This is a genomic window from Nostoc sp. NMS4 (genome assembly GCF_017115095.1).
Taxonomy (GTDB): Bacteria; Cyanobacteriota; Cyanobacteriia; order Cyanobacteriales; family Nostocaceae; genus Nostoc.
In genome coordinates this window covers 1-24,311 of record NZ_JABXKI010000246.1, presented here as the reverse complement: position 1 = coordinate 24,311, position 24,311 = coordinate 1, and the positions used below count along the sequence as shown (strand labels likewise).

General features: G+C 43.9%; 16 protein-coding genes and 1 riboswitch. Of the genes, 6 read left to right on the top strand and 10 right to left on the bottom strand.

Annotated elements, in window-relative coordinates; genetic code table 11:
- Nucleotides 1-60 precede the first annotated feature (60 nt).
- Nucleotides 61-903, top strand: a complete 843-nt coding sequence (locus HWQ37_RS22140; RefSeq protein ID WP_292750891.1) for an SPFH domain-containing protein — start codon at nt 61-63, stop codon at nt 901-903.
- Here the strand turns inward: HWQ37_RS22140 and folP are convergent.
- Both folP and tpiA read right to left on the bottom strand, forming a co-directional pair.
- Complete coding sequence (gene folP / locus HWQ37_RS22135) at nt 900-1,760, bottom strand: dihydropteroate synthase (RefSeq protein WP_292750889.1); 861 nt, start codon at nt 1,758-1,760, stop codon at nt 900-902. The genes HWQ37_RS22140 and folP overlap by 4 nt on opposite strands.
- A gap of 113 nt (nt 1,761-1,873) precedes the next feature.
- On the bottom strand, nt 1,874-2,605 hold the full coding sequence (tpiA, locus tag HWQ37_RS22130) for a triose-phosphate isomerase (RefSeq protein WP_292750909.1): 732 nt from the start codon (nt 2,603-2,605) through the stop codon (nt 1,874-1,876).
- A gap of 229 nt (nt 2,606-2,834) precedes the next feature.
- On the opposite strand from tpiA, the gene HWQ37_RS22125 reads away from it, so the two are divergent.
- Nucleotides 2,835-4,316: a GTP-binding protein gene (locus HWQ37_RS22125; RefSeq protein ID WP_292750887.1), complete on the top strand. Its 1,482-nt coding sequence runs from the start codon at nt 2,835-2,837 to the stop codon at nt 4,314-4,316.
- 330 nt (nt 4,317-4,646) lie between these two features.
- On the opposite strand, the gene HWQ37_RS22120 is transcribed toward HWQ37_RS22125, so the two are convergent.
- Nucleotides 4,647-5,672, bottom strand: coding sequence for an HNH endonuclease (locus HWQ37_RS22120; RefSeq protein ID WP_292750885.1), 1,026 nt, complete (start codon nt 5,670-5,672; stop codon nt 4,647-4,649).
- Nucleotides 5,673-6,260: 588 nt separating this feature from the next.
- On the opposite strand from HWQ37_RS22120, the gene HWQ37_RS22115 reads away from it, so the two are divergent.
- Nucleotides 6,261-6,515: a DUF7219 family protein gene (locus tag HWQ37_RS22115; protein WP_292750884.1), complete on the top strand. Its 255-nt coding sequence runs from the start codon at nt 6,261-6,263 to the stop codon at nt 6,513-6,515.
- A gap of 276 nt (nt 6,516-6,791) precedes the next feature.
- Here the strand turns inward: HWQ37_RS22115 and HWQ37_RS22110 are convergent, their stop codons facing one another.
- The gene (locus tag HWQ37_RS22110) at nt 6,792-7,823 is read right to left on the bottom strand and encodes a VOC family protein (protein WP_292750882.1); all 1,032 of its coding nucleotides are present in this window, start codon (nt 7,821-7,823) and stop codon (nt 6,792-6,794) included.
- Nucleotides 7,824-8,229: 406 nt separating this feature from the next.
- Here HWQ37_RS22110 and HWQ37_RS22105 point away from each other — a divergent pair, with 406 nt between their 5' ends.
- The gene (locus HWQ37_RS22105) at nt 8,230-10,218 is read left to right on the top strand and encodes a S8 family serine peptidase (protein ID WP_292750880.1); all 1,989 of its coding nucleotides are present in this window, start codon (nt 8,230-8,232) and stop codon (nt 10,216-10,218) included.
- A 634-nt stretch (nt 10,219-10,852) separates the two neighbouring features.
- Here the strand turns inward: HWQ37_RS22105 and thiC are convergent.
- The 4 genes from thiC to HWQ37_RS22085 all read right to left on the bottom strand — a co-directional run bounded on the left by thiC (nt 10,853) and on the right by HWQ37_RS22085 (nt 16,682).
- Nucleotides 10,853-12,226, bottom strand: coding sequence for a phosphomethylpyrimidine synthase (thiC, locus tag HWQ37_RS22100; RefSeq protein WP_292750879.1), 1,374 nt, complete (start codon nt 12,224-12,226; stop codon nt 10,853-10,855).
- Nucleotides 12,227-12,233: 7 nt separating this feature from the next.
- Nucleotides 12,234-12,330: riboswitch (TPP riboswitch) on the bottom strand.
- Between the two features lie 385 nt (nt 12,331-12,715).
- Entirely contained in the window at nt 12,716-13,708 is a 993-nt protein-coding gene (locus HWQ37_RS22095; RefSeq protein WP_292750877.1) for a 2-hydroxyacid dehydrogenase, read from the bottom strand.
- A 405-nt stretch (nt 13,709-14,113) separates the two neighbouring features.
- Nucleotides 14,114-16,006: a calcium-binding protein gene (locus HWQ37_RS22090; protein ID WP_292750875.1), complete on the bottom strand. Its 1,893-nt coding sequence runs from the start codon at nt 16,004-16,006 to the stop codon at nt 14,114-14,116.
- Between the two features lie 418 nt (nt 16,007-16,424).
- A complete protein-coding gene (locus tag HWQ37_RS22085; protein ID WP_292750873.1) occupies nt 16,425-16,682 on the bottom strand; it encodes a hypothetical protein in 258 nt (85 codons plus the stop codon).
- Between HWQ37_RS22085 and HWQ37_RS22080 the strand changes: the two genes are divergently transcribed.
- The gene (locus tag HWQ37_RS22080) at nt 16,671-17,282 is read left to right on the top strand and encodes an rRNA large subunit pseudouridine synthase E (RefSeq protein ID WP_292750871.1); all 612 of its coding nucleotides are present in this window, start codon (nt 16,671-16,673) and stop codon (nt 17,280-17,282) included. The two genes, HWQ37_RS22085 and HWQ37_RS22080, sit on opposite strands and share 12 nt — an antisense overlap.
- A 134-nt stretch (nt 17,283-17,416) precedes the next feature.
- Here HWQ37_RS22080 and lnt read toward each other — a convergent pair whose 3' ends face one another.
- Nucleotides 17,417-19,030 (bottom strand): apolipoprotein N-acyltransferase, encoded by a 1,614-nt coding sequence (lnt, locus tag HWQ37_RS22075; RefSeq protein WP_292750869.1) that lies wholly within the window; start codon nt 19,028-19,030, stop codon nt 17,417-17,419.
- Complete coding sequence (gene gyrA / locus HWQ37_RS22070; protein WP_292750867.1) at nt 19,011-21,668, bottom strand: DNA topoisomerase (ATP-hydrolyzing) subunit A; 2,658 nt, start codon at nt 21,666-21,668, stop codon at nt 19,011-19,013. The genes lnt and gyrA overlap by 20 nt, the downstream gene beginning before the upstream one ends.
- Before the next feature lie 709 nt (nt 21,669-22,377).
- On the opposite strand from gyrA, the gene HWQ37_RS22065 reads away from it, so the two are divergent.
- Nucleotides 22,378-24,311, top strand: a 1,934-nt coding sequence (locus tag HWQ37_RS22065) for a type I restriction-modification system subunit M (RefSeq protein WP_292750865.1), incomplete at its 3' end; no start/stop codon positions are given.

Here is a 24,311-nt window from a genome sequence, read left to right as displayed (position 1 = left end):
TGACAAGCTAGTAGCATATCTTTGACACTAAATTCTCCCCAAAGCTGAATAGGAGCATACATGGAGCCAATTATTGCTATAGTTTTAGCCCTTATAGGTTATGCATTAGGTTCTGCAAAACTGATTAATCAAGGAAATGAAGCCCTAGTGGAACGCTTGGGGCGGTATCATCGGAAACTTAAGCCGGGGCTGAACTTTATTGTTCCCTTGGTAGATCAAATTGTGATGGAAGATACTACACGAGAGCAGTTTACAGACATCAAACCTCAGAATGTGATCACCCAAGATAATATTTACGTAGAAGTAGATGCTATTGTATACTGGCGCATTCGAGATATTGAGAAAAGCTTTTACGCGATTGAGGATCTGCAAGGAGCATTAACACAGATAACCACAACTACGCTCCGAGAAATCATTGCTCAGAATACCCTAGAGCAGACCAACGTCTCTAGAGCCGAGATGGATTCAGCAATCTTAGACCAGTTGAATAATATAACGGCAGATTGGGGAGTTGAGATTCTCCGGTTAGATATTCAGAGCATTACTCTACCTGAGAGTGTCCGAAAGTCTAGGGAAGAGGAACAAGCCGCTGTCATCAAAAAACGGGCGCTGATTACCGAAGCAGAAGGGGAAAAGGAAGCTGCCATTAAGAAAGCAGAAGGAACTATGGCTTCAGTGCAAATCATTTCTCAAGCTCTCCGTGCCAATCCCGACAGTAGGGATATTTTGCGATATCTTGTAGCTCAAGATTACGTAGATGCCAGCCAGAAACTTGGTGAGAGCAATAATGCCAAAATTGTCTTTGTAGACCCAGCTAACTCAACTGAAATGTTTCAGGAGTTGATAGCCGAGTCGATTGTTACAGAAGGTCACGGCAAAAAATCTGAAAACGGCAATACTTAAGAGTTATGCTGTGTAGCTTGTCTCAATAAGGCATCAGCTACTAGTGAAACATCACGCATTTCTTGAACATCGTGAACTCGGAGGATATCAGCGCCATTAAAAATAGCAGCACAACAAGCTGCTGCCGTTCCCCAAACTCGTGCTTTGGGATCTGGTTGATTTAAAATCCGGCCAATAAAACTTTTACGAGATGCTCCTACCAAGATAGGACAGTTGAGTGTTGTTAGCGATCGCAAACCGCGAAAAATTTCTAAATTTTGCTCATGGTTTTTAGCAAAACCAATACCAGGATCGATAATAATTTTATCCAGGTCAATGCCGGCATTAGTTGCTGCCTCAATTTGCCGAGCCAAAAAACTATAAATCTCACCGAGCAAATCTTGATAATCGGTCTGTTGCTGCATTGTCTGTGGTGTTCCCCGGATGTGCATTAAAATCATCGGCACACCTAACTCTGCCACTGTTGGCAACATTTCTGAGTCAAAAGTGCCGCCAGAAATATCATTAATAATATCTGCTCCAACTTCTACAGATGCCTTGGCTACAGCAGCACGGGTTGTATCTACAGAAATTGGGACTGAAATCTCTGGTCTTAGTACCTGTAATACCGATAGTATCCGGTCAAGTTCCTCCGCCAGAGTTATTTGCTTTGCCCCTGGTCGAGTTGATTGACCGCCCACATCAATGATGTCAGCACCAGCAGCCACCAGTGCTTGCGCCTGTACTAAAGCGGCAGAGGAAGTATTAAACTCACCTCCATCACTAAAGCTATCAGGCGTTACATTCAAAATCCCCATCAAATAAGTCCGCTTTCCCCAATCGAAACAGCGTCCTCGAATTATCAAGTTCCTTGGCATAAAACAGGAGTCACGTCGCTTCGCTCCGAATTCAAAATTCAAAATTCAAAATTATTGATCCCCATAAATGAGGTTCATTCCCAGTCGGAGACTGGGAACGAGAAAAAAGCACATCACACTGACTGAAAATTCACAATCCGAGCGAAACTCTCAGGTTCTAGACTTGCTCCTCCCACGAGGACACCATCAATTTCTGGTTGAGCCATAATCTCATCAATATTATTCGGTTTGACTGAACCGCCATATTGAATTGATACATTCGGATTAGTCAACTTGCTACGAATTAAGCCAATTATTCGATTAGCTTCCTCTACTTCACAAGTGTCACCAGTGCCAATCGCCCAAATCGGTTCGTAGGCAATCACCAAATTATGTTGATTGATATCTACCAAGGCTTTGTCGAGTTGGAGAGTAATCAGAGATTCAGCTTCTCCCGCATCTCGCTGTTGTTTAGTTTCGCCAACACAGAGAATTGGAGTCAAACCAAACCTTTGAGCAGTTCGGAGGCGCAGATTAACGGTAGCGTCCGTTTCTCCAAAATATTGCCGTCGTTCGCTATGACCGACAATCACAAAACGCACACCACTTTCTGTCAGCATCGGGCCAGAAATTTCACCCGTATAGGCTCCATATTCTTCCCAATGGATATTTTGTGCCCCTAATTGGATGAGGCTACCGTGCAAAGTCTTGGACAAAACGCTTAAATCAGTGAAAGGAGGACACAATATCACTTCTCGCCCTTGGGGGGTTTCCTCTAAGTGGGGCAGAAATCCTTGTAAAAACTCCTGGGTCTCTGCCTGGGTTTTGAACATTTTCCAGTTGCCGGCAATAACGATTTTCCGCACAGGTAATTTAGTCAAGATTCTAATCGCGTTATATTAGATGCATTTTTAAGTTTATGACTTTTTGTTAGTCATTACTCATTGGGGATTGGGGATTGGGGATTGGGTAAAAATTATTCTTCCTCTGTTTGTTCCCCTGTTTCATCTGGCCAAAGCCTTGCTAAAAATAACTACGATGGTAAAAGGGGTGTATTTAAAATCTAAAATCTAAAATCTAAAATCTAAAATTAACATGACTTCGACATTGCCCGTGCCTGAACCTCATCAAAGCGATTCCGCTAACACTGACGCAAATTCTCTCAGTTGGGAGGAAGAACTAGATAGTGCTATTTTCAGTTTTGAAGACATTCAAACGGAACTGAACTATAAACAAGCACAAACAGCGTTGCGAAACTTGGTAGCCAATCTCGACCTTACTCCCCAGGAAAAAACTGGGTTAGAGACAGAAATTGCTGAGTTGGAAACCATGCTGGGAAAGTTAGACCGCATGGTGGTGCAGATTGCGACTTTTGGTATGGTGGGGCGCGGGAAGTCTTCGCTACTCAATTCTTTGGTTGGACAAACGGTATTTGAAACTGGGCCGCTGCACGGTGTCACTCGTACTGCCCAAACAGTTAATTGGAGTATTAGCGAGGAGATGATTGGGAAAACTGAACGTGCTTTGCGAGTTACTCTCCCTGGTGTAGGTCAGTCGCAGGTGGAATTAATTGATACTCCTGGGTTAGATGAAGTAGATGGTGCAACCCGCGCCGCCTTAGCTGAACAGATTGCAAAACAAGCAGATTTAATTCTGTTTGTGATATCTGGCGACATGACAAAGCTAGAATACGCTGCCCTTTCTCAATTACGGGAAGCAGGTAAACCAATCATTCTGGTGTTTAACAAAGTAGACCAGTATCCCGAAGCAGACCGGATGGCAATTTATCACAAAATCCGGGATGAAAGGGTACGGGAATTACTTACACCTTTAGAAATTGTCATGGCTGCGGCATCGCCATTGGTGAAGACAGCGATTCGTCGCCCTGATGGTACGAGGGGCATACAGTTGCGTACAGGGAATGCCCAAGTCGAGGAATTGAAACTGAAAATATTGGAGATTCTGCATCGTGAGGGTAAAGCCTTGGTTGCCCTTAATACCATGCTTTATGCCGATATTGTAAATGAGCAGTTGATAGAACGAAAACTGATGATTCGGGAACAGAATGCTAATCAGTTGATTTGGAAGGCTGTGATGACTAAGGCATTAGCGATAGCACTTAATCCCGTAACTGTGGTAGATATTCTAAGTAGTGTAGTAATTGATATTGCTCTGATTTTGGGTTTATCTAAACTCTATGGCTTCTCAATGACCGAAGCCGGGGCTGTACAATTGCTACAAAAAATCGCCCTGAGTATGGGTGGTATCGGCGCTAGTGAATTATTAGCAAATTTAGGCTTGAGTGGATTAAAAACTTTACTTGGCATCTCTGCAACAGCCACAGGCGGCATCGCACTAGGCCCTTATCTATCGGTGGCAATTACTCAAGGAGGAGTAGCTGGTGTTTCTTCTTACGGTATTGGACAAGTTACTAAAGTTTATTTAGCCAATGGCGCAACTTGGGGGCCTGATGGGCCGAAAGCAGTGATTAATCGGATTTTGGCAAACCTGGATGAGACTTCAATTCTTAACCGTATTAAAGATGAATTACTCCACAAAGTAAAACTCAAAAAGTGATCCATAAATCACGTTTGGTTAGCCATATTCATCCCTAGAATATCCCCAAAGCACGCCACTAATATCATGTTCGGGTAAAGACTTATCATTTGCAGGGAGCAGGGAGAAAGAGGTTTTCCTGATTTTTGCACGGATGCGGTAATCATAAGTAATTAACCGGACATGATATAACTTCTCTCTCTGGCTGAAACAGACTGCGTATAAGCTTGTTTTAACTAATTCGTAATTACGAATTACGTTAGCGTAGCGTTAGCGAGTCCTCGATAGCGAAGCGGTAGCGAGTCTTCGTTCGCTTTTAGCGTCTCGTAGAGAGCGTCGCGTCATTACGAATTACGAATTATCAAAGGTAGTTTTGTAGGCATCAGCCGTTTCTATCCCAAAACCTCCAGCTTCGACATGACGAACTAGCGATTGAATGATGGGTATAGCAATACTAATACCAAATAAAGCATTGAAGCCTGTAACAACTACTGGTGCTGACAAAATGACTGTAAATTCTGGAAACAAAGCTAACACAGCCACTAAGATCAAAAATACAATTGGTGTCGCAATACCTGCTGCCTTTGCTGCTTCAAAAATTAGATATTTATACTCTTCAACAGTAATGTCGCCCCGATAAAGATCCAAGGAGTAGGAAATCGCCGTGACTACAACCTGGGTGAGAATAGCTGTTCCGGTTGCAGTAATGCCAAGTTTAGCGATTGTTCCAGAATTGCTGACAATAGAATCTACTGCATTATAAACCCGAATATAAAACTGTTCGCCAACGGTCATGACTTTGGCTCCTCGACGGAGATTGTCAACACCTACTTCCCAAAGGATATTATCAGCAGCATTCGATCCACCTTGGGAACGTGGATTGATGTGGCTACCATGTTTATCTCTAAGAAATTGACGAATTGTATATTCTTTACCTCCAAGCTTTGATGTCCCAGGAATTTTCTCAAAAAGCTTCATGACATCTGCATCAGATCGGGGTAAGTCTCCCACACGAACACCAGCACGATATCTCAGCCTATTTGCAATCTTAGGCATCTCTTGGGCTAATTCGGCTGCTGTCTTTGGTAAATTTTGCAAAGCATCAGCCATAACTATGCTAGATGCAGCAACTCCAACAGCAGTTTGTTGAAATGTTTTACTAATATTTTCAACAGTTTGAAAACCTGACTGTGCTGCTATGGTTGACAAACTTTGTAAATCATTAACTGCATGGACACTTGAAGCAGTCATATCGCTAGTAGCGTTCTTGATTCCATCAACTACCTCATCCATCCCGTTTACTACATTGTTGGCTGCTTCTTGAGCTTTATCTTTAACGGCATCTGCCAACTTCTGGGCTTCGTTGATAAAATCCATATTTTTTTGCTGTGGAGTGTTTACTCCAGTTTCTCTTTGTAAAACTAAGAAGCACCTCAGCATTCATGACGAATTTACTTCCAAAGTTTTTAAAGAGATAGTGATCACTCTATAGCTATAAGTCTTTTCTTTAAGCCGTCGAGTTTGATCGCTTGGATGGTCTTTTGACGAAGGTGGTAACTGTAGAGTTTGGGTATATATATAGCGAGCGATCGCACTCCGCAGGAAAAGTAAAGGGACTATTCCTACTTTATACTCAAACGGCCTTGGCGGTTACTATATAATTCCAAGAACTTCTGATTTGAAGCGCATTGCAGCAAGTCCAATTTAATAAACAACCGGATTTCTCTATTTGACTTACTTGTATTGGTGTTTTCCGCAAGCAAAATGCCATTTGACTTATTCAAAATGCCATTTTGCTTTCTAAGTTCAGTATTTTCCACAGTTAATTACCTCTCCCCCCTGTCTTATTCTAAGACTTGATCAAAATATTTACTTCTTCAGGAATTTTAATTTTCAACTGTGTATATACACAAATATAAGAATTCTAGTCTATTAATTTAATTAAGAATTACAGAGAAAAAACTTATGACACAACCTAACTCGCAAGATAAAAACAACTTTCTTTACCCTCGCAGTCGGTATTACGGTAAATTCCAGCCAGAAAACTTAGTGTTTAATGCCAATCTTCAAGAATTTTCCCAAAAAATTAGTTACATCACTTCTCTAGAAACAGGGGGAAAACTTTCTCAAGAAGAAGCTTACGAGCAAATTAAAGCACTGTGGAAACAATTGAAGCACAGTAAAAAGCAGTTGGCTCTTGGTAGAAATGAAGAAGTTTAAACTCATGGGAATGGGGCAGAAGCGGCGAAGGGGGAAAACTTACTGCAACTTCTCCCCTTCTCCCCCTCTCCATGCACTAGTACAAGTACAGCACGGCGGAAATAAGCCAGCCCTTTAAAATGTCTAAAACCCTTACATAATGGTAATTACGAATTACGTTAGCGTAGCGGTAGCGAGTCCGCGATAGCGAAGCGGTAGCGAGTCTTCGTTCGCTTTTAGCGTCTCGTAGAGAGCGTCGCGTCATTACGAATTACGAATTACGCCTTGCGGTACTAGCTAATTACCTTCTATCAAAGTCCAGAAGTAGCCATCTGGTGCAATAAAGGAGAAACTGGTTTCGCCAAATTCATTACTAATAATATCTGTAACTTTTTGTGCAGTAGTCGCCTTGATGCGATCGCAATATTCCTGTATTCCCTTAACTCGATAGGTATATAATGACATACCCAAGCTACCTGGTTGGGCTGCTTCAAAGCGTGATTCTAAATTAATAGATTCCGGGAATCTAACGATATAAAGTCTACCACTACGTGTAGCCATCAGGTCAGAATTAGAAGAACGAGGATCGTCAAAGGTAGTGACAATAAACTTTTCACCAGGATTAAGGTCAAAAATATCTCGACCTGCTGGCGAAGATTCATAGCTAGTTTCGACACCATCACGCACACGCAGCAAACCTAAAACTTCTTCATAAAACTTCAGAGTTTCTTTGCTGTCATCCTGAACGATAATCCCTATATGGGTAAACTGACTAGTCTTGAGAGGCGCATTATGGTTTACTTGTCCGTAATGGGGTAGTGTATAGCCAAACCTCTGAAACAAAACCTGTCGAGCTAAGGGTTGCAGTAGCAGCATTTCTCGCACACCAATTGCTGGCTCAATAAAAGGACAGCTTTTCCTCTCTTTGTTGTAGATGACTTCCCAATAAGGGCTAGAGTACCTAATAGGAAAACCTGCGGATTTTGCATCTTCTATATGATTTAAGATATTTAAGACATCTACAGTTAAGCTTGTCGCCCAGCGATTTCCCTTAATTTTCATCGAAGCTATTCCCAAACCATCATTGTTGGGATTTTGCCAAACCATCAGCCGAATCAAACCATGATCTGCATTTTGGTGGTAGAGGCGAATTGAGCGTAAAGATGAATTCACCCCATATAATTGATAGGCTACATCTGCGGTTAATTCACCCACTTCACCAATGCGATAGCCAAATTGCTCCCAATACTGAATTGCAGAAATTGGCTCTGGAATGCCGATACAGACTTCATAGATACCTTCAATTGCAGTTTGTTGTTCGTGAGTCATAATAAGTGCTGAGTGCTGTTAACGGTAGCGGATCGTACATAATTCATTCTGACTTCTGACTTCTATTCGGTAACGTAAGAATATTTCTAAGTATGCATAATTTGTAATTTATCTCAAACCTCTTTCCATAAGCATTTGAGGTTCGACATTTTCAACATTTGCGATCGCTTCTAAGGAATCGTGTAAAAATAAGTTGAACGATTTAATATTTGTAGTGCGGGCATCTTGCCCGCGCGAGCAAGATGCTCGCACTACTTATTTTTACTTGATTGTAATGTATTGCATAGTACCCAGGTTTACGAGTGTAGGATACAGAGTTAGGAGTTTTGTTTATCTCCCTCATCCTCCTTGTCTGCCTTGTCTCCCTCATCATCTCCCCAATGCCCAATTTTTAGGAGATTAACCAATGGTTCAAGTTCGCTATGGTGGACAGAACGGCCAACAGTATGAATTTGCTATCAGTAACGAACACGTTGTAGTGCGTACCGAAAGCCGTAGCACTCTTGTGGGTGTAAGATCCTTTGAGGTCGCACCTGTATCACCCATAGCTCGTAGTATCCTCAATCAATTTCAGTTAACAACGCGATTTCGACAAGCGGGTGTAGAGATTTTGCAAGCGAAAGTTCCGAATCAAGGTATTGCTTTGCGCGATCGCGCCCGTGAAATTCTCAACAATGAGTCCGAAGTCCAATTTGCCGGACGTGTCTTAATCGATCCAATATCCCAACAACCTGTAGTTTACACTGAAAACCTTTTTGTTAAATTTGATAGCGAAGAAGAGTCAAGGGTATGCCAAGAGGTTTTAAGACGTTACAACTTAACAATTAAACGCCAACTTGAATACGCAAGAAATGCTTATTTTGTCAGTGCTACTGCAAATACTGGTATAGCCGTCTTTGACATTGCCGAGAGACTTCTAAATGAGGAATCAGTTGAACTGTGCCATCCCGAATTAGCGCGTGAGTCACGCCAACGTCAGGTTTTCCCGCAGCAGTGGCACTTAAAGCAAACAACAATTAATGGTAAGTTAATTAACGCCCATGCCAACGTTGAAGCCGCTTGGAAGGTGAGCAATGGCACTGGGATAATTATTGCAATTATCGACGATGGTATGGATCTCGATCATGAAGAGTTCCGTTCCTCTGGCAAGATTGTCGCCCCGCGTGATATCACACGTAAAACGAACAATCCCAGACCGGGAAATGATAATAATCACGGTACATCTTGTGCAGGAGTAGCTTGTGCAAACGGCAACTTTGGGGCATCTGGTGTTGCACCGGGGGCAAAACTCATGCCGATTCGTTTAGCTTCGGCGTTGGGATCGCAAGATGAAGCAGATGCTTTTATTTGGGCGGCTCAAAATAGTGCTGATGTTATTTCTTGTAGCTGGGGGCCAGCAGACGGTACTTGGTTTGAGCCGGATGATCCTGCACACAAGCAAAAAGTACCTTTACCTGATTCTACACGACTAGCTATAGATTTTGCAATCAATAAAGGACGCAATGGTAAGGGTTGTGTAATTTTATTTGCGGCTGGCAATGGTAATGAAAGCGTCGATAATGACGGCTACGCCAGCTACCAAAAGGTGATTGCGGTGGCTGCTTGTAACGACTACGGCACGAGAAGCGCTTACAGTGATTTTGGTCAGGCGGTTTGGTGTGCCTTCCCCAGCAACAATGGTGACAGTTCTCAAACCACTGGAATCTGGACAACCGATCGCTCTGGTGTACTTGGTTATAATTCGGGTAATCGAAATCTGGGTGAGGCTTTAGGCAACTATACAAACGAATTTGGCGGAACTTCTAGTGCTTGTCCAGGTGCAGCAGGTGTAGCAGCCTTGATTCTTGCTAGAAACCCAAATCTGCGGTGGGATGAAGTGCGAGACATTATAAAACGCTCTTGCGATCGCATTGATCCATCTGGAGGTAAATATGATGCCAATGGTCGCAGCCCTTTCTACGGTTACGGTCGAATCAATGCTCTCAAAGCTGTAGAATTGGCCAAGCCCGCGCAAACATCGCCCATTAGTATTTTCCAGGCAGTGCAAGATATCCCAATTAACGACTTGCAAACATCAACATTATCGTTGGCGATCGCTAATACTACTCTCCTAAAATCCATTAAAGTTAATGTAGATATCGAGCATACTTATATTGGGGATCTTATAGTTACTCTGCTTCCCCCAGTGCAAATAGGCATACTTCCCATTATTCTGCACGATCGCCAGGGCGGAGCTACTGATAACATTAAAACAACCTATGACGAGATAAACACCCCAAAACTTGCTGCCTTTAAAGGTAAAAGTCCCCAAGGAACTTGGACTCTGGAAGTTGCAGATAAAGCTGAAGGAGATACAGGAAAAGTTCGCAGCTTGACTATTGAAATGGGATTTTAAATAGGGGGCGCACAGCTGTGCATTGGTGTCAACTTAAGGTAAAAGTTAGGTTAGAAAAAGCGTTCTAGAGTTGCCCTCATCCTGCGGGGTATTTTTAATGTTCTGTTAAATAACCACATATTACTGAGCAAAAATCAAAATATTTTTCGCTGTAGGAACTTCCGCCAAGACGTTTCCGTGTTTCGCGCAGCCTGTAGCAGCTTCCGCCTTCCCTGTAGGAACTTCCGCCTTCACGTTTCCGTGTTTCGCGCAGCCTGTAGCAGCTTCCGCCTTCTCTGTAGCAGCTTCCGCCTTCACGTTTCCGTGTTACGCGCAGCCTGTAGCAGCTTCCGCTTTCTCTGTAAGAACTTCCGCCTTCACGTTTCCGTGTTACGCGCAGCCTGTAGCAGCTTCCGCCTTCACGTTATGAGAAACAAGTAAGTAGGCGCGATTAAATGCGATCGCACAAATTACCAACCAGAATTACTGATTTAGTAGTTGCAAAAAAAATGTAGGTTGGGTGGAGGCTTTGCGTAACCCAACATCCTGATATATGTTGGGTTGCACTCCGCTCAAACCAACCTACGTCTACTATTTAAATCGCAATTCTGAAAACCGCTACAACTATATCAACCAGACTCGGCATAACCATCTGTTAGCTTTGAGTGACAGTCTCTTTCGCCAAGAATTTCTCTAATTCTGTCAGCGCATCAGCATCAACCTTAGTTTGCATTGGACAGAACTTAGGCCCACACATCGAACAAAACTCAGCAGTTTTATAGATATCTGCTGGTAGAGTTTCATCGTGATATTCCTTAGCTCTTTCTGGATCGAGTGATAATTCAAACTGACGGTTCCAATCGAAGTTGTAACGCGCCTTGGAAAGTTCATCATCTCTATCCCTTGCACCAGGGCGATGTCTAGCAATATCAGCCGCATGAGCCGCTATTTTATAGGCAATCAACCCATTTCTGACATCTTCGGCATTTGGTAGACCCAAATGTTCTTTAGGTGTTACATAGCACAGCATTGCAGTACCGTACCATCCCGCCATTGCTGCTCCAATGGCTGAAGTGATGTGGTCATAACCAGGAGCAATGTCTGTCACCAAAGGCCCCAAAACATAGAAAGGTGCTTCAGAACACTCTTCCATCTGCTTGCGGACGTTGAACTCAATTTGATCCATTGGCACGTGTCCAGGCCCTTCTACCATCACCTGTACATCATCTTCCCAGGCTTTGCGAGTTAGCTGTCCGAGGGTTTTCAATTCAGCTAATTGAGCTTCATCTGAGGCATCATGAGTACAGCCGGGACGCAGGGAATCTCCTAAACTGAAGGAGACATCGTACTTTTTGAAAATCTCAATAATATCTTGGAAGTGAGTATAAAGCGGGTTTTGTTTGTGGTGATGCAGCATCCACCGCGCCAAAATCCCACCGCCGCGAGAAACAATACCGGTGAGCCGGTTTCTCACTAAAGGCAAATGTTCAATCAAAATCCCAGCGTGGATAGTTTGATAGTCTACCCCCTGCTGGGCGTGCTTTTCGATGATATGGAGAAAATCATCAGCAGTCAGATTTTCGATTGTGCCGTGGACGCTTTCTAAAGCTTGGTATACTGGTACTGTCCCAATGGGAATAGGTGAAGCCTTAATAATGGCGGTGCGAATTTCATCCAAATTACCGCCCCCTGTGGACAAATCCATCAAGGTATCAGCACCGTACTTCACCGCCAGGTTGAGTTTATCAACTTCTTCCTGAAGATTAGAAGAGTTGGGAGAAGCGCCGATATTAGCATTTACTTTGCATTTAGAGGCGATGCCAATAGCCATCGGCTCTAGGTTAGTGTGATTAATATTAGCCGGGATAATCATTCGTCCCCGCGCTACTTCGTCACGAATGAGATCGGCAGGGAGATTTTCGCGCTGGGCGACGTAGTGCATTTCTTCAGTGATAACACCTTGGCGGGCGTAGTGCATTTGAGATACATTAACCTGCCCACGTCGTTTAGCAACCCATTCAGTCCGCATATTGTCATTCCTCAATAAACAGCTTCCCTCCGCTGGTATTACCCAGACTCAGGTGTTAAGGGTGTAATCTCAGCCTGGTTATGTAGGCACCCCTAGCATGGATGTAGTGTACCACCTTCGTCATATCTAGAGACAAGGGTGTTAATAATTTACGCGATGTGCAACTTATTCTTAGAACCCCACTTCCCTTCCTCTCCCCCACAGGGCTACGGTGTACACACAAGCCTGAAATAGCTTATTAACCAAGGTTTTACCCCACCCTAACCCTCTCCTTGCAAAGGCTACGGTGTACACACAAGTCTGAAATAGCTGAAAAACCCAAGGTTTTACCCCTCCCTAACCCTCCCCTTGCAAAGGGGAGGGAACTAGATTTCTTGTTTCCCCCCTTTGCAAGGGGGGATTAAGGGGGGTAATTCGACTTGTGTATTACGGTAGCCCCCACAGGGAGAGAGGCTTTGATTCTTGCTCCCCAACGCTATTGCTAAAGGTTTAGGCGCGAATTTCATTAGCACAAGTACGACCCTGTTCAATATCGGTAATATTAGCAAAAGTTGTTTCTGCAATATTGTGGAGAGCTTCTGCTGTAAAAAAGGCTTGATGTCCGGTAATTAGTACATTGGGGAACGTTGTCAGACGCTGGAAAATATCATCTTGAATAATTTCTCCAGACAAATCCTCAAAGAACAATTCCGATTCTTGTTCATAGACATCTACACCAAGATAGCCAATTTTACCAGACTTCAATCCCTCAATCACCGCTTGGGTATCAATCAGCGCTCCTCGGCTAGTATTAATTAGCATCACACCTGGCTTAATCTTTTCTATAGCCTCAGTGTTAATTAAGTGATGGGTTTCGGGAGTCAGGGGGCAATGTAGGGAGATAATATCGGAGTTGGCAAATAGCTCAGGTAGTTCTACATACTTTCCACCTAGCGCCTCCAATTCGGGATTGCGATAAACGTCGAATGCGAGTATGTTACAGCCAAACCCCTTCATAATCTGTCCTAAAATTAAACCGATTTTGCCAGTACCGACAATTCCCACTGTACGCTCATGCAAATTAAATCCCAACAGTCCATCTAAAGAAAAATTGCCTTCTCGGACACGGTTATAAGCACGATGAATTTTGCGATTTAAGCTCAAAATCAATCCTACGGCGTGTTCTGCCACCCCATAAGGTGAGTAGGCGGGAACACGCACGACGGTAATTCCTAAGTCTGCTGCGGCTGGTAAGTCTACATTGTTAAACCCAGCGCAGCGAAGGACAACTAGACGAGTTCCCCGTGAGGCGAGAAGTTCTAAAGTAGGGGCATCAACCTGATCGTGAACAAATACGCAAACCGCCGGAAATTCGGCAGCAAGAATAGCCGTATCTCGATTTAAACGGGGTTCAAAAAACACTAACTCGTGTTGGATGGGAGAATTTGCAGCTGACAAAAACTGCCGATCGTAGGCTTTTGTACTGAAAACTGCTACTTTCATGCAAAACCTCAGATTTTATGTATGCTGCACGGTATTCGAGTACATAATACCTTGACGTTTAGAAAAGCGATGTCTACAACGAGCCTAGCTGCGGCATTTTGAATATTGTCAGTCTTAGGGATTGGTATTTATGCAAGGGATTTCAGAATTAAATCATTAAAGCAAAAATTTAATTCCGAGTCATTTATCTTGGTTGAAGCGGAAAATAAACAGCCATGTTCAGCATTGCATAAGTTTTATGCAGCAGCAAGGGTGTTCACAATTCATCAAGAAGAGATAGGGTCAAAAAATGATAAAGAGAGAGGGCTTATGTAGTCCAGAGGACTTACGCAAAAACTCTCTCTCTTATTTTGTCAGTATTCTCTGTGCCTCTGTGCTTCGTTTTTCTGTTACTTATGCGTAGAACTAGACAACAACGAAATTGGTTGCGCTTAGTGACAAGCCAGTGTTTAGTTGCGCGAATTTTACCTGAGCAAGGGCACCAGTGCTGCCATCTTGGTCAAAGAACAATCCACCTGTACCACTGTCGTAAATAAATCTTTCAGCGCCCGTTGTTGCGGCTGAACCGATTCTAAAGGCACTAGCTGAGAGTGTACCTACTGCTAAAGAGCCGCCGAAACCAGCAGCCGATACCTGAATAAGTTCACCATTAGTGTCGAAGTCATAAAGACTATCAACGCCTTCATTGTAATTATTGAAGGCAAAGGTATCAGTGCCACCATTCCCGTACAGAACATCACTGCCTTTCCCTCCATTCAGGAGATCATTGCCATCGTTCCCAGATAGCTGATCGTTGCCATTCCCTCCCAGAATAGTGTCAGCGTAGGCTGTACCACGAATATCTAATCGTTCAATATTCTTGTAGCTCACTCGATACGTGTCAGCCGTAATCGAGCCTTGCTTAGTAGTTGCATTAAAAGTCGAGGCAATTCCCGCAGTAGCAGAGCCGTAATCGACGGACAAATAATCGTCATCCGTACCTCCATCTACCGTTTGAGTCACTAAAACAGAGGGGGCAGTATATGGGGCGCTCAAATAGAAGGAGTCATTGTCACTGCCACCATTTAGGGTATTGTTCCCAGTGAGATATTGAGCATTAAATAAATCGTTCTCAGAGCCGCCGTCTAAAAAGTTATTCCCAGAAGAATAATAAAGCTGGAAATAATCATTCCCAGTTCCTCCCTTGAGGGTGTTGTTGCCATTGGTGTAGTAAGCATCAAATGAATCATTCTCAGAGCCGCCATCTACGAGGTTATTCCCATAAGAAAAATAAAGGTAGAAATTATCACTCCCATCTCCTCCTTTGACGGTGTTGTTGCCATTGCTGTTGTTAGCATAAAATGCATCATTCCCAGAGCCTCCGTCTAAGAGGTTTTTCCCAGAACCATAATAAATACTTAGATAATCATCCCCAGTTCCTCCCATAAGGGTGTTGTTGCCAGTGGTGTAGTCAGCATTAAATGAATCATTATCAGAGCCACCGTCTAAAAGGTTATTTCCAGAAGAAGAAGAAATCTGGAAATTATCATTCCCAGTTCCTCCCTTGAAGCTGTTGTTGCCAGTGCTGTTGTTAGCATAAAATGAATCATTTCCAGAGCCACCGTCTACGAGGTTTTTCCCAGAAGAAGAATAAATCTGGAAATTATCATCCCCATTTCCTCCTTTGAGGGTGTTGTTGCCAGTGCTGTAGTCAGCATAAAATGAATCATTCCCAGAGCCACCGTCTAAGAGGTTTTTCCCAGAAGAACGGATAATATCAAGGACATCGTTACCTACATCACCATATAGGCTATTATCTCCCTCGCCACCGGAGAGGCTGTCATTACCCTCACCACCATAGAGTTTGTCGTTTCCAGCATCTCCAGTGAGAGTATCGTCTCCCTCAAGACCATAAAGGGTGTCATTACCATCTCCCCCAGAGAGGTAATTATTGGCAGTATTGCCTGTAATGATGTTATTTAGCCCATTTCCAATGCCATTTATGGCTGTAGTACCAGTTAGGATGAGGTTTTCGATATAGCTACCCAATGTCCAGTCAACAGAAGATTTAACTGTATCAATACCACCTGCATCGCCGCCTGAGCCGTTATCCTCACTGACAACATCCCCAACGCTATTAACGATGTAAGTATCGTTACCTGCTCCACCTGTCAATGTATTGTTACCAATGCCACCATCTAGTGTGTCGTTACCTGCTCCACCATTGAGGAAATCATCGCCCTCAAAGCCATAGATGATGTCACCACTTAGTGTGCCATTGAGGACGTCATTAAGGTTAGTACCCTTGATTGTTGCCATGAGTTCTGCCTACCTAAATTAATTTTTTTAGAAACTTGAGATATTAACCTGCTGTATTGCTGTTTTTAGGCACATTAAGTTAGCCGATAGTTGGAACTTTCGGTATAGTTTATGGCATATTTAACAAAACTAGTTTTTTACTGTCATCACGCTTTTGAGAAGCTTATAAGCGGTGAGCAGCTAGTATGGTTACACAGCAACTTTGGTTGACTTAATCAATGTAATGTTTATTTAGTTAATTGTCACTACTTTAAGTGTATTTTTTTTTACTTCTTTCTTGTTTATGTCTTTATGTATTTTTAAGTATTAAAACTGAGTTCTACTAAGTAATATGCAAAATGTAATTTACGGAGATAAGCGATCGCAATCCTCAAAGCGATGTCTGGATTGGGGTACTCCTACGCACCCCTCACATCCTTCAACCTAAAGCTGCTTTTGGATCTGCGACTGTTACCATCAGTGTCATCGGGGCGACAGGAGAAGGGGTAAAACCGCACTTTTCATAGAACTGCTTGGCTTCTTCAGAAATAGCATGAACCAGGCGCGGACACCGACAATCTTTGCCGCTTGCAATGTGCGAAGAACTGCATCCCGTATCAGAGGGAAGTGGGGAGTGAGGGAGAATAACATAATGCAATGCCCAATTCCCAATGCCCAATGCCCAATGCCCAATCATTACCGATATATTATTTTTTACAAACCTTATGGCGTTCTTAGCCAGTTTACAAAAGATGCCCCCACACATAGCACCTTAAAAGATTATATTGATGTGTCTGATGTGTATCCTGTGGGACGCTTAGACTGGGATAGTGAAGGATTGCTGCTGTTAACGAATGATGGACAATTGCAACATCGCCTCGCCCATCCGCGTTTTGGTCATAAACGTACTTACTGGGTGCAGGTAGAGCGAATTCCCGATGCAGAAGCTATCAAAAGATTGCAAACAGGTGTGGAAATTCAAGATTACCGCACTCAACCAGCAGAAGTTAAGCTCTTACTAGAAGAACCACAGCTACCTGAACGCACCCCGCCGATTAGATTTCGCAAAAATATCCCGACAGCTTGGCTGGAAATGACTTTGACAGAGGGAAAAAACCGCCAAGTACGGCGCATGACTGCGGCTGTCGGTTTTCCAACTTTGCGATTGGTCAGAGTCAGCATCGCTCATCTACAATTAGATGACCTACAATTGGGACAATGGCGCGATCTCACTGCCTCTGAACTACATAATTTTAGTCAATCGAAAAGTTTTCCCCCAAAAGCTAATACCCCATAATACAATACGCTTTTTTACGAACCGCAGTAGACGCTTTGCGGCTTCCCGCAGGGTGGCGCAGAGGACGCAGAGAAAAGAAAGAGAAGGATCTATAACAGGAAGTCGAGTTTCTATGTTAACTTGCTATTGATATGCTAAAGATTTCCAAAATTACTGAATTTCTTTATACTGCCAATTCCCAACCAAGCTCCTCCAGAGGAGATTAATAACAAGGGTGTTAACCAATCACCCCAATGCACATATAAAGTTTGTGTCTGTCGGCGATAAATTGTTTCGGCATGAGTTTCATAGATATTATATCCAGACATCCATAAGGTTCTGCCGTGAGGATCTACAAAGGCTGAATATCCGGTATTAGTTGCCCGTGCTGACCATCTATCAGTTTCAATTGCCCGCATGATATCCTGTGCATGATGCTGGAATGGCATGGATGCAGTGTAATGGGCATCATTAGAAGAACTGAGGATAAATTGCCCACCCATAGCAGCTTGACGGCGAAATTGTTCAGGAAAAGCAGATTCATAACATATACTAGCGATCGCACGACCAAAAGGGGTGTCAAATAGCTGATTTGCTGAACCAGGTACTTGGTGTGCATCCAAAGGCGATAAGCGCTGAACTAACCCGCCTAAAATTCCTTCAAGGGGAATATATTCTCCCAAAGGCACTAATTTAGATTTATCGTAGCGGCTGACAATTTCACCTTTACTATTAAAAGTAAACAAGCTAATTGTATAACTATCTCCCCGTTCGCCAAAAGCCCCAATCCAAGCAACTACGCCTTTCTCTTTCACGGCTGCGACTAAGGCAGTTCCCAACAAGTCACGCTGGAAAATAGGTAAAGCTCCTTCTGGGGTCAGGACTGCATCTACACCTTGATTTGCTAAAGTTATATACCCACTGGTGTAATTTTCTTGGGCGCGACGAAACCCTTCAGAACTCCGTAAAAGTCGGTTGGGGATATTCCCCTGAACAATCCCCACTTTCAAGGCGGCTTCTGGTAGTTGAGCAATGGGACGGCTATATAAGATAAAACCTATGAGGTGTAAGGTAATTAATAGTCCTGTGGCAGTAATTAAGTATTTATTAACGAACCACAGAGGCGCAGAGGCCACAGAGGAAATTCTCTCTGCGCCCTCTGCGTCTTGGCGGTTCGTCCATCCTTCAGCAATTAAACCATTCACCACTGCGATCGCAGCTGTCACAGTATTCGGCCCTGAGAGTTGCCCAAGGTGTACAATTACGAGATTGTGCGGACTTTGTGTGTAAGCAAGAGAACTCCACCACAAAGGTCCGGCACTCCACAGGCTCTCTAAACCGCACCAGACGGCTGTACCAATTAATATACGTAGCCACGGTTTTTGTCCGGTTACGCGAACCATTACAGCCGCCCAAATAGTAACGAATACTCCTCCCAATACACTGATAAATCCCCAACAAAAAAGAGTGATTGCCAAACTCGGCCACCACGGAACGCCCAACCAAGTCATCGGGTGAATTCCGGTAATCCAGTATAGGGCGACACCGTGATAACCGATACCCCAGAGGAAAGCAGGAGGGAATTGATTTTTGCGTTTAGCTGAACTGATAACTAGCACCCATAAGGGAACTAGGGCAATCCAAGCCAAGAACCATGCACCCACTGGGGCGACGGTTAGCCCCATTAGAATGCCGCTAGCTAAGGCAATCAAGTAAGGGAGTAAGGTAGTTAACCTCTCTCCCTGCTTTTTATTCTGCTTCTTCTGCATCAGCAGCATCAGGTGGAACTATTGCCACTCCGGTAATAGCGTCATCTTCATCTAAACGCTGCACTCTTACCCCAGTTGCCGATCGCGATTGGATAGAAATCGCATTTACCGCTTGCCGGATGATAATACCGCGATTTGTCACCATCATGATTTCATCGTCATCGTTGTTGACAATGCGTAGGGTTGCCAGCTTATCTTTAGTTTTGCGGTTTTTGAACTTGGTCGCCATTAAACCCTGTCCAGCACGATTTTGTAGTCGGAACTGGGCAACGGGTACGCGCTTACCATATCCTCCCATCGTAATTACCAACACCCAAGGGCCAATACTGGCATTGCTAGGCACTTCTGCTGACTCTTCAGTAATTTCAGTAATTTCAGTAATTTCGGTAATTTCGGTAATTTCGGTATCTTCTGTTTCGATTGCTTCGATTGCTTCGGTTGCTTCGGTTGCTTCGATATCTTCAGTTTCGGCTTCTGTAACATCCAAAGTTTCCAGAATTGCTGCGGGCAAAATATCCATACCCACCAGCTCATCTTTATTTTTTAGCTTCATCGCTTTCACCCCACGAGTCGCCCTACTTAAAGGACGCAGTTGTTCGTGGTTGCACCGGAAGTTAATCGCCATGCCGTTACGAGAACCAATGATTACACTATCCTCTACTCTGGCGCGTCGCACCCAGCGCAGTTGGTCGCCTTCTTCTAAGGAAATGGCAATCAAACCATTGGCGCGAATGTGACTAAAGGCTGCCAATTCAGTTTTCTTGATATTGCCGCCCTTGGTGAGCATAACCAAGTATTCTTCGTTGCTAAACTCGTCAACTGGTACAATTGAGGTAATTTTTTCCTCTTTGGGAATCGGTAGCATTTGGACGATTGGTGTGCCGCGACTGGTACGCGAACTCGCGGGAATTTGATAAGCTCTCAGGCAATAAACAACACCACGCTCACTAAAGAATAAAATACTGTCGTGATCGCAGCAAGTTAAGAAATGCTCAATGGTATCATCATCTTTCACCTTGGCTGCGGCTTTACCTCTGGTAGCGCGGCTTTGAGCCTCAAAGGTGTTCACTGGCATCCGTTTGATGTAACCTTGCTCTGTCACCAAAATGATCGCTTTTTCATTGGCAATGAGGTCGCGATCGTCTAATTCCCCTTCCCCTGGTAAAATTACCGTGCGGCGGGGTGTGGCAAAGCTAGTTTTTAGTTGCCCAACTTCGGTTTCAATGATTTCTAAGACTCTCTCTCGCCGGGCTAGAATATCTTGCAAATCGGTAATCTTCGCTTGCAATTCATCGTGTTCCAGACGAATTTTATCTGCTTCTAAGGCAGTCAAGCGCCGTAATTGCATCTGCAAAATGGCATCTGCTTGCACTTCTGAGAGTCCGTAAGTTGTGATTAATTCGCCTTTAGCTGTGGGTGCATCAGGTGCATGGCGAATCAAGACAATAATTGGATCTAACTGGGATAGGGCAATTAATAACCCTTGCAGAAGATGGTCGCGTTCCTCAGCTTTTCGCAGTTCGTAGCGGGTGCGTCTGGCAATGGATTCGATGCGGAAATCCAAGAAGACGGTTAAGAACTGCTTGAGGGTGAGTACCTGGGGTTCGCTATTCACCAACGCCAGCATATTTGCGCCGAAGTTGGCTTGCAGTGGCGTTTGCTTGTAGAGGTTGTTCAGAACGACGCGGGGATAAGCATCACGCTTGAGTTCGATGACAACACGCATCCCATCGCGATCGCTTTCATCCCGGATATCTGCAATCCCCTCTAGCCGCTTCTCGTTCACCATTTCGGCGATTTTTTCAATTAGCGCCGCTTTGTTGGTTTGATAGGGCAATTCGGTGATGATAATTGCTTCTCTATCTGGTCGTCCCCGTTGTTCGACGGTTTCAATGTTAGCGACACCACGCATGGTAATAGAACCACGCCCGGTGGTGTAAGCTTCTCGAATGGCAGATGTTCCTAAAATTTGCGCCCCAGTCGGAAAGTCTGGGCCATGGACATACTGCATTAATTCCAAATCGGTGATTTCGAGATTGTGGATTACAGCCACCAAAGCATCGATCAATTCGCCCAAATTGTGCGGCGGAATGTTGGTAGCCATGCCCACGGCAATCCCAGAGGAACCGTTGAGCAATAACTGGGGAATCCGTGCGGGTAAAACTGTGGGTTCTTGCTGGGAACCATCGAAGTTATCGGCAAAGTCTACGGTTTCTAATTCGATGTCGTGGAGTAGACCGGCACTAGTTAAAGCTTGCAAGCGGCATTCGGTGTACCGCATGGCGGCTGGCGGATCGTTGTCTACCGAACCAAAGTTACCATGTCCGTTAACTAATGGCGATCGCATGGAAAAATCCTGTGCCATCCGCACCAAGGCATCATACACTGCCGTGTCGCCGTGGGGGTGATATTTACCCAACACTTCCCCCACAACACGGGCGCATTTCTTAAAAGGGCGATCGTGGAGCAGACCTAGCTCGTGCATTGCGTAGAGAATGCGACGATGCACAGGTTTTAGACCATCCCTGGCATCTGGCAACGCCCGACCCACTATCACGCTCATGGCGTATTCCAGATAAGACTGCGACATTTCGGTTCGCAAGTCAATCGGGATAATCCTCTCCTGTGAGGTTGTCATAACCTAAAAATCTCCAAAAATCGTAGATTTTAGCTTTTTTACTCAACAAAGCGCAAAATTATTCTAAATTGCTCTTGAATAATTGCTATTATTTGATACAATCTTAGCATATATTGCTTTTTTTCGCCTGGGTAGCTAACTCAACTACGTAGCAAATAAATGCATCTTCAAGGAGAATTCAGGAGTCAGAATTCAGAATTCAGAATGAATTTTGCCCGAAAAAGCGGATAGCGAGTATTTTCGAGTTGTGTCTTGATTCTGACTTCTTCTTCATTTTTGACGACTAAAGAAAGTAGGCGTTGCAGCCACGAGAAAAACTACCCGCAATGTTAGCACAGGCAGCAACAATTACCAGCTAAATGGATGCTCATACCCAATTCTGTTTAGTCGGAATCGAGTATGAGCAGTTTCTCTGAAAGTGGTCTGAGGGATTGGCTAAAATTACCGAAGCTGAAAAAATTTCCCTGGAGCTAGTGCAGAGCAGATTGTGTATATCATCGTGCTGAAGGTGATGTGTTAGTCTTGTTTCCCTTACTAGCGATCGCACCTGTCACTGGAAGTATAACTTTTCTGTGACTATGTATTTTAGCGATCGCTCTCCTGCTTTACTAAAGAATACTCATATTTCCTAAAACTCCCAGGTTTGCTGTAAAACTATCTTTCTGCGCCCCGAAATGTAGATATAATAAGCAGATCGATATAGACACACATGGCAGACCATCACCAACTCTCAAACTTCATTTGGCAAATTGCTGACTTATTACGGGGGCCTTACCGCCCACCGCAGTACGAACGTGTAATGTTACCAATGACGGTGCTGCGTCGCTTTGATTGTGTACTTGCGCCAACTAAACCGCAGGTACTAAAGGAATTTGACAAGAGGAAAGATACATTTAAGGATGATGCCCTAGATGCAATGCTGAATAAGGTAGCAGGGCAACGTTTTCATAATCGATCGCAACTTGATTTTGAGCAGCTTAAAGGTGATCCTGACAATATAGATCAACATCTCATCAGCTACATTAAAGGTTTCTCGAAGAACGTTTACGAAATTTTCGAGCGATTTGAGTTTACTGCTGAAATTGAGAAAATGCGTGAAGCAAATATTCTCTACCTTGTTGTTTCTAAGTTTTGCGATGTTAACCTGCATCCTGATGACTTGGATAACATCGACATGGGGTTGCTGTTTGAAGATTTAATCCGCAGATTTAACGAAGCAGCTAATGAAACGGCCGGCGATCACTTTACGCCGCGAGAAGTGATCCGTTTGATGGTAGATATTTTGTTTGATCCCGATGACGATATCTTGACTAAACCGGGGATAATTCGCAAAATGCTTGACCCTACGTGTGGTACTGGTGGAATGCTGGCTGAGGCACAAAATTATTTACGCGAAAACCATTCAACTGCAAAATTGTGGGTATTTGGGCAAGATTTTAACCCCCGTGCTTATGCTATGGCTGCCTCAGATTTGTTGCTGAAAAGTAATGAAAACAGTGATATTCGTTACGGTGATTCACTGATTAACGATCAATATTATGGTGATAATTTTGACTATTTTCTTGCTAATCCCCCGTTTGGTGTGGACTGGAAAAAGCAACAAAAAGAGGTGCAACGCGAACACGAAAAGTTAGGTTTCGCTGGAAGATTTGGCGCAGGTACACCGCGAGTTAATGATGGCTCGTTGCTATTCTTACAGCACATGATTAGTAAATTTGAGCCGTATCAACCGGAAGCGGAGAAAAATGGCTCACGTTTGGCGATCGTTTTCAATGGTTCACCTTTGTTTACTGGTGGTGCGGGTAGCGGTGAAAGTGAAATCCGCAAGTGGGTGATTGAAAATGACTGGTTGGAAGCGATTATAGCTTTGCCAGAGCAAATGTTTTATAACACTGGTATTAGTACTTACATTTGGATTGTTACTAATCGCAAGCAGCGACACCGCAAAGGAAAGATTCAATTAATAGACTCTCGCACTCGCTGGCAACCTATGCGTCGTAGTTTAGGTGACAAACGTCGTTACATGGGTGAAGATGATATCGCCGCAGTGGTGCGGGAGTACGGTAAGTCTGTAGAAAGTGAAACTAGCAAGATTTTTGATAATGAAGACTTTGGCTATAATCGCGTTCCCATTGAAAGACCGCTACGTTTGCTCTACCTTATGGATGTAGAACGCAAAAGCCGATTTTTAGATGCTGTGCCTCACTTATTAGATGATGTGCAAGCGATAGATAGAGAATTAGGAAGAGAACCCCGTCCTAATTGGAGTGAGTTTGACAAGCTGATGAATGCTTTAATTAAGCAGCGTGGTAGCAAGTGGAAAAAGACAGAAAATAAGCTGTTTCGGGATGTTTTTACAGAGCGTAATTCAGAAGCCGAGGGGGTTATTCTCAAGGAACGTAAAGCTACTGATGAACCTAATGCGCGTGTTTGGGGTTGGTTCCGGGATGCTAAAGGCAAGGTAGAGCGTATGTATGAGCCAGATACGCAACTACGGGATTTTGAAAATGTGCGTTTGACAGATGAAATTGTGGGCTATTTTCACCGTGAGGTTGAGCCGCACGTAAATGATGCGTGGGCAGATGGTGATAAAATTCGCAGTGCTTATGAGATTAATTTTAATCGGCATTTTTATAAATACAC